Source organism: Aliivibrio fischeri (genome assembly GCA_038993745.2).
GTDB classification, from domain to species: Bacteria; Pseudomonadota; Gammaproteobacteria; order Enterobacterales; family Vibrionaceae; genus Aliivibrio; species Aliivibrio fischeri_B.
The window spans coordinates 1-14276 of record CP160630.1 but is presented as its reverse complement, the minus strand read 5'-3'; the positions used below and the strand labels follow the sequence as shown (position 1 = coordinate 14276).

At 33.5% G+C, this 14276-nt stretch carries 10 protein-coding genes; 3 read left to right on the top strand and 7 right to left on the bottom strand.

What is annotated here, in order from left to right:
* Nucleotides 1-101: 101 nt before the first annotated feature.
* Together AAFX60_014100 and AAFX60_014095 are read right to left on the bottom strand one after the other, a co-directional pair.
* Nucleotides 102-4370 carry an Ig-like domain-containing protein gene (locus AAFX60_014100; GenBank protein ID XDF79567.1) on the bottom strand — a complete coding sequence of 1423 codons (4269 nt, stop codon included), beginning with the start codon at nucleotides 4368-4370 and terminating at the stop codon, nucleotides 102-104.
* Nucleotides 4367-5383 (bottom strand): OmpA family protein, encoded by a 1017-nt coding sequence (locus AAFX60_014095; protein XDF79566.1) that lies wholly within the window; start codon nucleotides 5381-5383, stop codon nucleotides 4367-4369. The genes AAFX60_014100 and AAFX60_014095 overlap by 4 nt, the downstream gene beginning before the upstream one ends.
* Nucleotides 5384-5898: 515 nt before the next feature.
* Here AAFX60_014095 and AAFX60_014090 point away from each other — a divergent pair.
* Nucleotides 5899-6429: a superoxide dismutase family protein gene (locus tag AAFX60_014090; GenBank protein ID XDF79565.1), complete on the top strand. Its 531-nt coding sequence runs from the start codon at nucleotides 5899-5901 to the stop codon at nucleotides 6427-6429.
* Between the two features lie 54 nt (nucleotides 6430-6483).
* Here AAFX60_014090 and AAFX60_014085 read toward each other — a convergent pair whose 3' ends face one another.
* Nucleotides 6484-6834 carry a hypothetical protein gene (locus tag AAFX60_014085; protein ID XDF79564.1) on the bottom strand — a complete coding sequence of 117 codons (351 nt, stop codon included), beginning with the start codon at nucleotides 6832-6834 and terminating at the stop codon, nucleotides 6484-6486.
* 505 nt (nucleotides 6835-7339) lie between these two features.
* On the opposite strand from AAFX60_014085, the gene AAFX60_014080 reads away from it, so the two are divergent.
* Together AAFX60_014080 and AAFX60_014075 are read left to right on the top strand one after the other, a co-directional pair.
* Nucleotides 7340-7738: a hypothetical protein gene (locus AAFX60_014080; GenBank protein ID XDF79563.1), complete on the top strand. Its 399-nt coding sequence runs from the start codon at nucleotides 7340-7342 to the stop codon at nucleotides 7736-7738.
* A 14-nt stretch (nucleotides 7739-7752) separates the two neighbouring features.
* Nucleotides 7753-8886 (top strand): methyl-accepting chemotaxis protein, encoded by a 1134-nt coding sequence (locus AAFX60_014075; GenBank protein ID XDF79562.1) that lies wholly within the window; start codon nucleotides 7753-7755, stop codon nucleotides 8884-8886.
* A gap of 66 nt (nucleotides 8887-8952) precedes the next feature.
* Here AAFX60_014075 and AAFX60_014070 read toward each other — a convergent pair whose 3' ends face one another.
* The 4 genes from AAFX60_014070 to AAFX60_014055 all read right to left on the bottom strand — a co-directional run bounded on the left by AAFX60_014070 (nucleotide 8953) and on the right by AAFX60_014055 (nucleotide 13201).
* Entirely contained in the window at nucleotides 8953-9447 is a 495-nt protein-coding gene (locus AAFX60_014070) for an AraC family transcriptional regulator (GenBank protein XDF79561.1), read from the bottom strand.
* Nucleotides 9405-9719 carry a hypothetical protein gene (locus AAFX60_014065; GenBank protein XDF79560.1) on the bottom strand — a complete coding sequence of 105 codons (315 nt, stop codon included), beginning with the start codon at nucleotides 9717-9719 and terminating at the stop codon, nucleotides 9405-9407. Before AAFX60_014065 ends, AAFX60_014070 begins: the two co-directional genes overlap by 43 nt.
* An 800-nt stretch (nucleotides 9720-10519) precedes the next feature.
* Complete coding sequence (locus AAFX60_014060) at nucleotides 10520-10867, bottom strand: RidA family protein (protein XDF79559.1); 348 nt, start codon at nucleotides 10865-10867, stop codon at nucleotides 10520-10522.
* A 348-nt stretch (nucleotides 10868-11215) separates the two neighbouring features.
* Nucleotides 11216-13201: a replication initiator protein RctB domain-containing protein gene (locus AAFX60_014055; protein XDF79558.1), complete on the bottom strand. Its 1986-nt coding sequence runs from the start codon at nucleotides 13199-13201 to the stop codon at nucleotides 11216-11218.
* Nucleotides 13202-14276: the final 1075 nt, after the last annotated feature.

The window sequence follows — 14276 nt, the reverse complement described above, 5'->3', positions numbered from 1 at the left end:
AAAAAATAAGAATGTAGAATCTAAAACAAATATAAATAAATCAACTTGTAAATATAAAAAAACCGAGTACATAACATACTCGGTTTCAATACTATATTTAATTATCTATTAAATCTATCACAAGCCACATAATATAAATCAGTTGAAAGTCCATTCTCTGTATTATTTGGTCCTTGTTTAGTTAAGTCAAACATAATCAAATTTCCAGAGGCCACAGGAAAATCAGGGTTAGCAGTACCACTCCATACTAATCTGCCAGCAGGCCAACCATGGTCTACAAACATATTACTGTTAAATCGAGTCAAATTATCAAAATGGTCTCGTAATGGAAGAGTCCAACTGGTAAATCCTCCACCCGCAGGGCTTGAATTCAATTTAAAACACACAGCTCTTGCATTTGCAAAAGTGAACAATCCAATAGATTTTCCATTAGGCCCACTAACACCGTCTTCAGTATATTGACCATCAGGTGTAATGCCTAAATTATCTTCATACCAACCAAACTCTTGTGGTGGAAGCCAAACGTTATTTCCATCAGGTAATGTAGGAATTAATCGCTCATCATCAACAGTTAAACTTGCTTCATTACTACTAATATTCCCTTGAGTTGCTGTCACTTTCACCAGACCAACAGCCACACCAGTAACTTCACCTGTCAAACTTATTGTTGCTATAGAAGTATCTGATACATGCCAATCAACAGTGTCCGTTATATCTACAGAAGGCGCACCACCGCTATATTCAGCCATTGCAGTAAACTGCTTAGTTGCTCCCTTCGAAACAGAGGAACTTACTGGAGTCACAGCAATGCCATTCAGCACAGGGGCAGTAACACTTAGATTTACCGTATTACTTTGTACACCGTTCAAAGTTGCCTTTATCGCTGTACTTCCAACCCCAACCCCAGTTGCAAGCCCAGAATCAGAAATAGTGGCAATAGAGGCATCACTATTCCAACTAACAAGATTAGTTAAAACAGAAATTCTTGAATCACTATAAGTACCTACAGCAACAAAACGCTGAGTACCACCTCTTACTATAGAGGTCGTCTCTGGCGAAATATCCAAAGAAACTAAAACAGGATCTGTAACAGTAAGGCTTGCTACATTACTCAATATCCCATCGAACCATACCTGAATATCCGTTTGACCAACACGGACACCACTTGCTACCCCGCGATTAATAGTGGCAACCCTTGAAGAAGACGAAGACCAACTACCCGTTAATGTTGCATCAATCGTTGAGTTATCACTATACGTTGCAATTGCCGAATATTGCTGAGTTGTACCACGAACAATACTAGCCGTTTCAGGTGTAAGTACAAGAGACTGAATAGCTACAGCAGTCACAGTCAATGTAGCATCATTACCGCTAATTCCATTTAAAGAACCAGTAATTGATACTTCGCCTTCAATAACACCTTGCGCTAACCCCGTACTTGTAATAGTTGCAATACCACGATCAGATGAATTCCAATTAACTCGCCCTGTCACATCTAATGTCGAATTATCCGAGTATGTTGCTATTGCTGTATACTGATGTTGACTACCTTTAGGAATACTCTGAACCGCTGGCGTTATTTGCAGAGAACGAATAACCGCTGATGTTATAGTTAAAGATGCCGAATTACTGGTTACTCCATTTAAAGAAGCATTAATAGTAACAACACCTTCAGTAACTCCAGTAGCCAAACCTTCTGAGGTAATAGTTGCAAGCCCAGAGTTTGAGCTAGACCAACTAACACTATTACTTACATCTTTTGTTGTGCTGTTATTATAAGTAGCCATCGCGACATACTGTTGGGTATCTCCTTTCGCAATACTCTTCGTAGGAGGTGTGACCTGAATTGAAACAACACTAGCACTAATAACAGTTAATATTGCCTCATTGCTTGAAATACCATCTTTCACTGCAATAACTTGTACCTCGCCGACACCAACACCAGTAGCTAAGCCTCGAGCATCGATAGTTGCTAAATCAGTATCAGAACTAGACCAACTAACAGAATTGGTAACATCAGCAGTACGATTATCAGTATAAGTTGCTGTTGCCAAATACTGCTGAGTATTCCCCTCTGCGATACTTACTGTTGCTGGAGTTACCTGAATAGAGACTATTTTAGCTGCGGTTACTGACAAAGTAGCTTCATTACTAACATTTGAATTAAATTCCGCTGAAATTTTTACTTGTCCTTCATGATCACCATTAGCCAAACCACCTGATACTCCAGAAGAGATAGTAACTAAAGCAGGATTAGAACTAATCCAAGTAACAGAATCCGTAATATCAACATTCTGATCATCACTATAATAACCAGTAGCCGCATATTGTTGCGTATTACCTTTTGCGATACTAATTACAGGAGGCGTAATCTGTATAGACTCTAGCTCTGCTGCAGTAACAGTTAACGTTACATTATTACTAGTAACAGAATTAAATGTTGCATGAACATTAACTTCACCTTCACTAATACCAGTGGCCAAGCCAGCAGATGTAATCGATGCTAATGACGTATCGGAACTAAACCAATTGACTGAACTTGTGATATTTACAGTTGTTGCATCTGTGTATGTTGCCGTCGCCGTGTATTGCTGAGAGTTACCTTTTGCGACACTTGCACTCGGTGGTGTAATCTGAATTGATACTACGTCCGCTGCCGTAACATTTAAAACAGCAGTATTACTTGTAGTACTTCCCAAAGTAGCTTTAATATCAATATTATTACCAACAGAGACACCAGAAGCCAAACCCTGAGCAGAAATAGTTGCTAAGCTAGTGTCAGAACTACTCCAACTAACCAATGTGCTTATGTCTTGCACCCCACCATCAGAGTATGTACCTAGCGCTTCATATTGCTGAGTATTTCCTTTAGCTATACTTTTCATAGCAGGAGTAATTTGAATAGACTGTAATACTGCGGAAGTCACCGTTAATTCAGCTTCGTTACTCACTACTGAATCCAAAGAAGCAGTTATTGTTATCTGACCAACTTTAACACCAACAGCCAATCCACCAACAGTAATAGTTGCAATCTCTGATTCAGAGCTCAGCCAACTAACATCATTACTAACAACAGCAGAGCTACCATCAGTATAAATCGCAGTCGCTGTATATTGATGTGATGTGCCTTTTGCAAGGCTATAAACCGCAGGAGAAACCTGAAGGCTAACCACCTCAGCAGCAGTTACTGATAACATCGCATCTTCGCTATTAACTCCATTAAAACTGGCATTAATAGTCGTACTTCCAACAGCTCTTCCATTAGCAGTGCCATTAGTTATTGTTGCTGTACTAGTATCAGAGCTATTCCAAGTAACTTGAGTAGTTACATCCGCTTTTCCCCCATCAGAATACGTGGCTACCGCCTCATATTGCTGAGAACGCCCTTTAGCAATACTTGTATTTAAAGGCGTAATATTGAGGACTGTTACAACAGCATCTGTAACGTCTAAAGAGGCTTTATTACTTCTAACATCCCCGATAGAAGCTTCAATATTAACAGTTCCGACTTCATTACCAGTTGCCAAACCACTCTCAGAGATAGAAACACCATCCCCAACAACAGCCCAAGTAACATTATTAGTAACATCTTCAGTCGTATTATCACTTAACGTACCTATTGCCGTGTATTGTTGTTTATGTCCTTTTGCGATCTCTTTAACCGCTGGCTCAATTTGAATCGACATTATTGCCGCATTTGTTACGATCAAATCAGCTACGTTACTTTTTATGTCGCCTAACATAGCAAATATTTCCATACTTCCGACACCAATAGCAGAAGCTTTGCCTGTAGGAGTCATCGTGACTTTTGTTGGGCTAGATACAAACCACTCTATACGCTCATGATTATTAACTACCGTAGTTGTTCCATCTGTATAAGTTGCCACCGCTTCATACTGCTGAGAACTACCTACAGGAATGTTCTTCAATGCTGGTGTGATTTGGACAGAAACAGCCTCTGCAGGATTAACTAAAATAACAAGCTCATTACTAATGATATTCCCCAAAGTGGCAACAATCCCACTTTGACCTTCGGCTTCCCCTCGGGTTATACCAACACCAGAAACACTAACAATTAACTGGTCCGAACTTGCCCAATCAACCTTATCGGTAATGTTTTCATTTGAACCATCACTATATGTACCCATCGCTAATAACGGTAACTTATTACCCTTTGCGATTTGTAAATCACTTCTACCAAAACTCAATTTTTCAGCTGGCGATATTTGAATACTAACTAAAGTTTTCTGACTTCCATCATTTGTTGAAGGGACACTAAAAGCATCTTCTGCATTACATCCAAACAAACTTATAGCAGTGAAAAAAAGTGTGAGCAATTTAACCCACACAATCATTGTTGATTTAATCATTTTGATGCCACTTCTTCATAAGAAAAACTTGGAATATTCATATCAACACGCAAATTCTGGCTTCTTCCTTCTGCAGTGATATTACTTGCTACAGGATTAGTTTCACCATCTGCTCGAATCGTTATTCTTGATATTGAAATACCTCGATCAGTAAAAAAGCGAGCGACGCTATCAGCTCGTTTTTGCGACAATCGTTGGTTTGCAGCGTAAGAGCCAATAGAATCGGTATTCCCAGTCAAAATTAATCGACTTTGAGGGTATTTATTCAGGGTATCTAGTACCTTTTTGAGCTCAAGACTTCCTGTATTGACTTTACTACTAGCAAAAGCAAAATACGTTACATATGACTCTTCATTCGTAGTAATTGTTTTTTTAACTGGTTTAACAGGTACAACAGGCTTTGGAGGCAAAGGCTTAGACTCCTTTTTAACGACCTGAACAACTTTCTTTTCATTAATAAATTTGTAATTTAAGTTAATGACGAATGAATTGTTATCATATCTTCCTGTATATTTATCACCAATTTCATTGATATATTTGAAACCACCTTCAATATCAATATTAGGTGTCAAAGCATAGCTAACGCCCACCTCTCCTAATGGAGATATTCCTTGAGTTGAACGAGTTTCCATGCCTTTAATTTCTTTATCTACATCCCAATAAGCTACACCCAATCGCGCATACGCCTTATAGTTTTTCTGTAATTCCCAGTCATAACGCAAGGCTGTTTCAAACCACCTAGGTGTCAACTCTATATTATTTTGACGTGCTTCAAACGTATCAGAATGTTGATATCCAATATCCCAACGCCAATCATTATTAAATTGAACCCCTGCGCTAATACCAAAAGATGGAGCTCCTGGATCTGAATAACTGTAATTATCATCATCAGCTAATTGATAGCCTAAGCTACCGCCAATGAAAAAACTTGGATAAATAATCTCAGCTTTAGCTGACATAGCATAGAAACTAAACAGAGCAGGTACTAATTTTAAATAACATGAATTACGCATTCTAAAAACCTATATTTTGATGTTGTAGTAGCGCGCTATTCTAAAAAGGGATTTAAAAAAGAAACACTGCACCACACGCACAAAAAAACAAAAAACGCGCACCCAAATCCCTTATATCAAAATTAAAAAAAATCAATAATTTTAAATTAAATTTATTTAATAATATGCAAAATAATAATCATTAATATTTTTTCTAAAAAAAACTTTATTTTTACATCCGAACTCATTATAGATTTAAGTGAAAAAAGGCTAGTTCAGTCGTTCTAGAAGAGAAACAACGATAAGATAATTAAAATGAGGAAATAAAAAATGAGATTAAAAAAATTAAAAACACAAATTGCTTTAAAAAAAGAAGTTAGTGATAGGATTTCAAACATACGCATTAAACTCTTTAATGCTGTTGTGAACAGTAACAGTAAAAAGATAAAAAATTAGTAGAAGAGCTTATTGCTGAATATAAAAATGAAGTTCTTATTTATGAATCTATTCAAATAAAATAAGAAAAGGGGTATAAAATGATAATGCAAAAAAAACTATCTTGCTTTCTATTACTACTAATAGCAACTCCTTTTTATACATTATCGGCGACGAATTATAATGTAAACATGATGGATTTAACCTCTAAAGAACTTATTGGAGATATAACAATATCAAGCAGTAAATTTGGAACTGTTTTTACACCTAACCTTATAGATTTACCTTCTGGTTTACATGGTTTTCATATTCATGAAAAAGGTAGTTGTGATCCAAAAATAAGCGATAACGGTGTTAAAATTTTAGCCGGTTCCGCAGGTGGACACTATGACCCCGATAACACAAAAAAACATGGTTTCCCTTGGACCTTAGATAATCATAAAGGTGATTTACCCCCTTTATATGTAGATCAGTATGGGGATGCTTTAGTTCCTGTATTAGCACCACGGCTTAATATTGATGAAATAAAAGGGAAATCTATTATAATTCATGCACATGGAGATAACCATTCTGATATTCCTAAACTTCTTGGTGGAGCAGGAGAACGAATTGCTTGCGGCATTATTAACTAATCAATTTTATGTGGGTTTATAAAATAAACCCACATAAGTTGCAGTAAAATAATGTTATTTTTCCTCTGATATCATAAGTAATATGTAATCATCACAATCAATAGAAACAATCGTCCGCAGAGTAACATATTGTTTATAATAAAATAATTCTTTTTTTATCGTTGTTTTTTTATTCTTTAAAAACAACGATTCAAGAAACTTACAATACAGAGCATTCGCTTGTATTAAAGGTTCCGTACTTGATTCAATTATATTATCAATAACAGGAGTGAGCTGATTAGCTTTTTCTTGATAAAACTGTTCTTTGTATGAAGAATTTGAATACACCATAATCCCATCAATTGTGGTTAATAAAGTCGGTTGTGGACAAGAGTCAATAAATAAAAAAACATCGGTTTGTGTCATATATAACTTAAAGTTCCCAATTAAAAAAGACCTCCTTTTTATCAATAATCTCTTTTTATTACTAGCTATAGGAATCAATAACCACAGTCAATTTGCACATTTAAATACGCTTTTTGCGCAAAAGTAACCAATTAATTTCATATATTAAAATATTAAAACACAAACTTTAAATAGGATTCGCAGTGAAAAAAAACTATAAATCAGAAATCAAAATACTAGCATGCTTCGTTACAGCACTAAATAAATGTGGTTACCTTTCTTTACGCTCAATTATCGAATCACAATATAGCATTGGAAAAAGAAGCTTTGTTATAGAACCAATTAGAAAAAATAAAATTAACTATCATTACGTCTATAAAAGTAGTGAGTGCCATGAAGGAAGTGATATCAATATACGATAGACAAAAGTGCACATTATGAGTTTTTTTGCACATTTACTAATTAAAGAATTCAAATCTAAGACTTATCATTTAGTCAACCAAATATAATTTAAAATGTGAATAATATGACATTAAAAAAACTAAGTTTATCAACCATATCATTAATCGTACTAATCAACACTGTTATGATCTTTTTTATCCATTCGAACTTTACGTTCGTAAAAAATCAAACAAAAATACTAAATGGGATATCTGATGTTGAAATTCAGGTCAGAGATTCAATTATTGATAATCTAACTTTCCAAGTTAATGGTGATAATAATAAGATAAAATCTTTTGAACAAAATTTAACTAAAAATAAAAATACAATAAATGAAGTACGTTCATTTATGATACACGATGATAACAAAACACTCCTTGATACTATATTAAATGATATAACTATTTATGAAACTAACATAATAAAACTCTTTAATGAGAAGGATAAAGCTCTTCAAAAAAATACCTTTCCAATGCGCAGGTAGCAGAAAAACAAGCAATGAAAGATTTAGCTTATTTAAACAATAAAATCACGACCTTTACGTTTGAAGCTATCTCAGAAATAAGTCTAAAGAGTTTATTAATTTTGCTCTCCTCCATAATTATTTCGATCTCATTAATCGCGTATCTAGTTAAGAATGTGATGAAAAACATAGGAGGCGAACCAAGAAAAATATCAGAAATATTAGCAAATATTGCCAATGGTGACTTATCACAAAATTTAACCAAAACAGATAAAGACACAGGCATATACTCATCCATGGTTCTATTAAACGATAAACTGGCGACAATAGTTAAAAATAGCCTATCTTTAGCTGATAATGTTTCTTTTGCCTCTAGAGAATTAAACAATGTGATCTTTGATACAACAAAAAATTCACAAGAAGAACAAACACAAATAGAAGGAATCTCTACAGCTATCAATGAATTATCTAGTACTTCGAAAGAAGTAACAGCAAATGCTTTTGATGCCGAGAACGAAATACAAAAAGCAATTAATAATATTGAACATGGTAATACAGCATTAGATAAATCAATTAACCTAACAAAAACCATTAATGACTCAGTACAAGAAACTGCTAATATGATTAATGAGCTAAGAAACGACACAGTTAACATTGGTGAAGTAACCAATGTCATTAGAACGATCTCTGAGCAAACAAATTTATTAGCATTGAATGCAGCAATTGAGGCAGCTAGAGCTGGAGAACAAGGCAGAGGATTTGCAGTTGTTGCCGATGAAGTAAGAAGTCTTGCTGAAAAAACACAAAAGTCGACAATAAACATCCAAGAAATTATAGTCAAATTACAAGCTCAATCAGAAAAAGCGAATATCAATATGGATGAAAATGTAAAACTAATCCAAGAGTCCGTCGTTTTATCAGAAGATGTAAAAAGTTCATTTAATGAAATTGTTTATTCGGCAAATTCAATATCAGATGTAAACACATTAGTTGCAACTGCATCACAAGAACAATTTAATGTGACCGAAGAGATAGCGGTAAATGTTACGAATACATTTGATCTAGTTAATAAGAATGTTCTATCGATAAACCTTGTCGATCAAGCAGCCAAAGAACTCTCTTCTTTAGCTGCATCACAAAAAGAAGAGCTTTCATACTTCACAGTATAAGCCTAAACTCATTACAATAAAAAAGCCTAAGTCTAGTTTTTAGACTTAGGCTTTTTTATTGTTTATTTATGAGGCCCTTACTTTTTTCTTATATTGATAAAGAGTTTCACCTTTTGCAATTTTAAATGCATTACTTGCTGATGAGTGAGAATTAAAACCACATTTAGACAATATGTATTTAATACTAACATCAGGATTTTCATTTATATAGTAGACTAATAAGTCAATTTTCACTTCGTTTAGTGTCTTCTTATATGTTGTTTTGTTACTTGAAAATATATATTGTAACTTTCTTTTTGACATATATAAGTTCTGAGCAACATAATCGAGAGATAATTTATCATTAGTTATATTTTCTCTAATAAAACTGACTATTTTATCTATTATTCTTTCTTTTTCTGATTCGATCAAAGATATTGAAACCAAACAAATAATTGCATTTATCTCCACAATCATTTTACTTTTATCTTCTGAAAAGTTAACTCTCAGTTTACTAATGATCTCACCATAAACAGTGTTTATTTTTTTCTTATTAAGCTCTCTACTATTGAATTTAGACAAGGGGAAAAAATCTCAATTCCACTATTTCCATTTGTCTCTATATGAATTGGGGAGTTACAATTAGGTAAAAGAAATTTATTAACTTTATCTTCTTTTCCTTTAGAATCATAAGACAAAAAAACGCCATATTTTTCATCTTTAAAGTATATTGAAAATTTATCCTCTTTTTCATCAATCAAGAAAAAAAACTTATCCTCAAGAGCTTCTAAACTTATTCTATTTTTCCTATAAGTTAACACCTCAAAGGGCGGATTACTCTCTATTTCTTTCATATAAATCTCACACCACAATAAAAATAATGTAGATAAAACCACAATGTATGAAAGTACAAAAAATGGATATATATAAATAAGAATAATTGTTATTCAATGATTCTTTGATAAATCCATTTCTAAAGACATCATAAATTATTAACATTATGAATTTGATTATTCACAAAAATCTTTCATGACATGATAAATCAGTCATAAATAAATTACATGCAAAAAACATAATGAAATGTGCAGACTTTTATATTGTTTATATATTAACAACATATATTTTTCAGTTTCTCGCTATATATCCCGTTAAGATTATAAACACAAAAAACATCTATATATTCTAAGAAAAATTAACTTTTTTAGATTAAAAAACCATAAGAAAGTGTATATAAGTAATAAAACTGAATATGTAACCAAATGTAAACGGTTGCATGAATTTAACTTTTAACATTTAAATGTTTATTAATTTATTTTAAATAATACTTAAACCATTCATAATCTTTAAAAAGATAAATATAATAAATAAATATACAAAAAATATCCAACATATAAATATCATCACAATAAATATAAACCGTTTAATTTATTACTTAGAACTGGACGTGTTATAACATTTAGATATGTACAAACACATGCAGCAACAAGCAAAATTAGAACAGTCATTCTGTAATAGAATTTATTTTACAGAAACATGATCAAGGCGTAAGAAAACAGAGATCAAATAAAACAGAAGAATTACGGAAAGATGATCAAGAGAGTTTGATTAAAAAAGCAGTGATCACCAATAAAAATTGGTAATCACTTAATTTATATTACTTTTCAGCCGCGATAACTGAGATCTCAACCAATAAAGCGTCACGAGCCATACTTGCTTCAACACATGCACGTGCTGGTGCGTGGCCTTCAGGAACCCATGCATCCCATACCGCATTCATTTCAGCAAAATCTTTCATATCTTTAATGTAGATCGTAGCTGACAGCATATGCTCACGAGAACTCCCGGCTTGCTCTAACAGAAGATCCACCTTATCTAGCATAGTTTGTGTCTGTTCTGTGATGTCTTTTGTTGCATCAGCACATACTTGACCACACAAATAAATCGTTCCGTTGTGTTTTACGATGCGGCTCATGCGTTGTTTTGTTTCTTGGCGTTCAATCATAGGAATTCATCTCAATAATAGAAAATAAATAGGCGTATAGAGTAATAAAAATTGTTCATAATTACGAGTATCAAACGCTCTAACACCTTATTTTTCAATGGAAGAATGATCATGGAGTCATAGGATACGGAGAATGTAAAAATGATTTATTGCAGATAAAAAAACGGCGAGCTCTGAGGCTCGCCAATACAATTATTTAAACAATAAAAGTAAGATGTGTAACAATATGAGCCAATCTTTCGATTGGTAAAGGACAAAGGTTGTCTATTCGTTAGTAATAATAGCCTCCCCCTTTTCTTTATGTCATCATATTGTCAATAAACAGCCATAAGCGTGTCAATATATTGACTACCCTGCCATTTCATCTAATGCATGCAATACATCTTGATCATAGTTCTGTGCATAAACCAATTTACAGATCTTTCTACGTACAGCTAATCCAGAGATCAAGTTTTCAATGGATAGATGCTTGCCATGATCTTGACTATTGTAAAATTCAATCGTCTTACTTAATGTTTCGTAAGGTAAGATCTCACCAGCAACTTTCAAATAATCTAGTTTATCTAATAGTTCTTTGCACTCATCAGAAATAGAGGATGAACTATGCCCTGTCATAGCAGATAAAGCCGTAATACTGCGCTCTAGCGCTTGCTCTGACGTGTATTTGGTTAATGTGATAGTTAATTCATCAGCATTAATTTCAGCTGAATGTTTACGTAGCTTAACCCTACGGCCTAAACGGCCACTCTTACTTGGATCATTGCGTTTAATAGGCTCAAATTCACCATCAATGATCGTGGAAAGCTGATCAAGGTCTTGCTTTGGCATGATCTCGTTACGTAAAGGGTTTGGCATTGTTGGTGCCATATTACGCTTTCCAGCATTCGTTGTTCTTGCACGAGAGTATCGAATTACCTCTTCAGGATCACAACGAATATCAATTTGATAATCAGGCAACTTTTCTGAACTATCCAGCATCGAAATCGTTAAGTGATAACCCCATAAATTAACAATAAACAGCTCTTCAGTAACTTTATCCTTCGCTAATTTCTTTAGTTCTCGAATAAGATCTAATGAAAAACGTCTCCAATCAACGTTACGAGCGAGTTTTTGATTAATTTCACTCAGGAGTAGGTTATCAGTCATTCGACGTGCTAAACGGCTTCTGAAGAAGCTATAGAGCTGAAATACTAGTGTATGTTGCTTTAAAATTTCAGGTGGAAACAAAAAGAAGTAATCTTTGGTTAATAATTCATCATAAAATGATGGCTCCCAAACTAAAATATACAAATTAGGTTTGATCTTGATCTCACCATCTTTGCCTTCTTTCGGTGCCTCATCAGATGCGGTGATCGTTCTAGCTAAGAAACGGAAACGATCACTTTTAAAGCCTTTTGGCATATTTTCACTTAACCAACGGCCTGTTAATTCATGTAACTGAAAGTCTGTAAATTCAATACGATCAATACTTTCTCGGATAGAATCCCGTGCAGGTCCTGAGTCTTTTTTACCACGAAGTGTAAGAATATCAGTAATGTAAATGGGGGTTTTATTTCCCATTGTTTTTGTTTGAATATGATAATCGTCTTGATGATGATCATGGTATTGAACAGTTAAAGTAAATAAAGCAAAAAGCGTCATAAGATCATCAACTGTCATGATGTTTTTAGAAGATCTTGTTTCAATAATTGCTTTTGTTCCTGAAATAGCAACCATGGCTTTCTGATAATTTTTTCTTGTTCGTGGTGGGGCTAAAGCTTGATCTATGATCCCAGCCCAGTTAGTTGGAGATACTACAAACTGATCTGCTTCATCACGCATACTAGGAGGTACACTTAAACCGTGTTCTGTTAGGAATTGTCGGTTTACTTGTGTTTGAGCTAGTGCTTTTGAACGCTTTTGTTTTTCTTGTTCGTGGCTTTGTTCTGACTTAAGACTGGTTATCCCAAGTGCAGAAATTAGCTGAGAAGGATTAATAAATTTATGAAGCATGGTTTTTCCAGCTAGACCATGTTCAAAATGAACTGGAAATTGTTCAAATAATCCTATGTTTACAGCCGTTCGCAGACGTTGCTGTATCGCTGCACGAGTTAAATGACCATCAGTTGTTTCAATTATTTCAGTTGTAGAAACTAAACCATCTGGAGATGAAAATCCTTTTAAAGAAATAAGATTCATTAATTCTAAAATGCTTTTGGTGACACCTTTAAAGTGTTGATACTGTGAAATCCAATCAACTAAGTTTGTTGGGATTTCAAATAAGTGTCCACCTTTGTGATCTCTTGGAAGAGGAATGTAGATCTTTTCTTTATCTGTAGGTTTTATATGATTCATTTTCAACTGACATTAATTGTATTTTAATCATTCTTTCGTATAGGTTAATGGAAATGGATCTTTAAAGAAAGAAAAAAATTATTATTATTTTAAACTGATCTTTATGATTAATTCTGATCTATATGATTATATTGATCTATGATCTGGTTGGTTTTTTGCTTTTAAGTAACTGAAAATAAAGAATTAAAAAAATAAACGCATGAAAGCATGATCAAGAATATCTAGAAAGCATGATCATTATGACTCTGGATCAATGATCATTAAATCTTAAAAGCATGATCATCGTCCATTTGAATCGATGATCATGAGTTTTATTGAAGAATGATCATGGTCTAAACACAAGTTATCCACAGAATTTCTATTTTATCCCTTTTTGAGAGGTGTCTTTTATTGATGGATGACATTTAAGACCAAAGATTAGTCCGAAAATACGTTTTTAATTCATTAATAGCTATAAAATTAAGATGATCTTAAGTCTAATGCGTTTTAATCGTATTTCAGAAGAATGATCAAGTACCATTCTTCTTAGATCAACCTGAGTGAATTATTTGATTTTTTCGTTGATTTTCTCTGAAGCCTTGTCAGATATACATCCTCTGTAATTTAGAAAGAAAGATACATGCTTCCGAAGCTATTTATTGCTTGATCATGCTTCTTAGCTGAGAACTTACATTTTATCAATTTACACCTGTTTATTTGTGGAATATACCCCTTGATCATGCTTCTATTTTACTCAGATAAGATGGAAATAGACCCAAGCATATCTCTTATATTACATCTAAATTTTTAAGAATTTTTTTTCATAAAATTAATTGAAAATACACTTACCGTAATTTAGCCAATATTTTTCACGCTTCCGTAAAAATTTACACTGTAAATCAACTTTAGTGACGCTGTAACACTTTAAGTTTAAGTTACTTTCCTCGTAATTATCTTGATTATTTTTAGTGTTTTTTATCTGTAAATGCCAGCTTTGATATTTAAAATTTCTTTTTTAATGAATATCACATAATTAAATTCATGTTCAGCTATTTGTTGAATTATTGCTTTTATGCTGTACAATTGTTTTCATAGT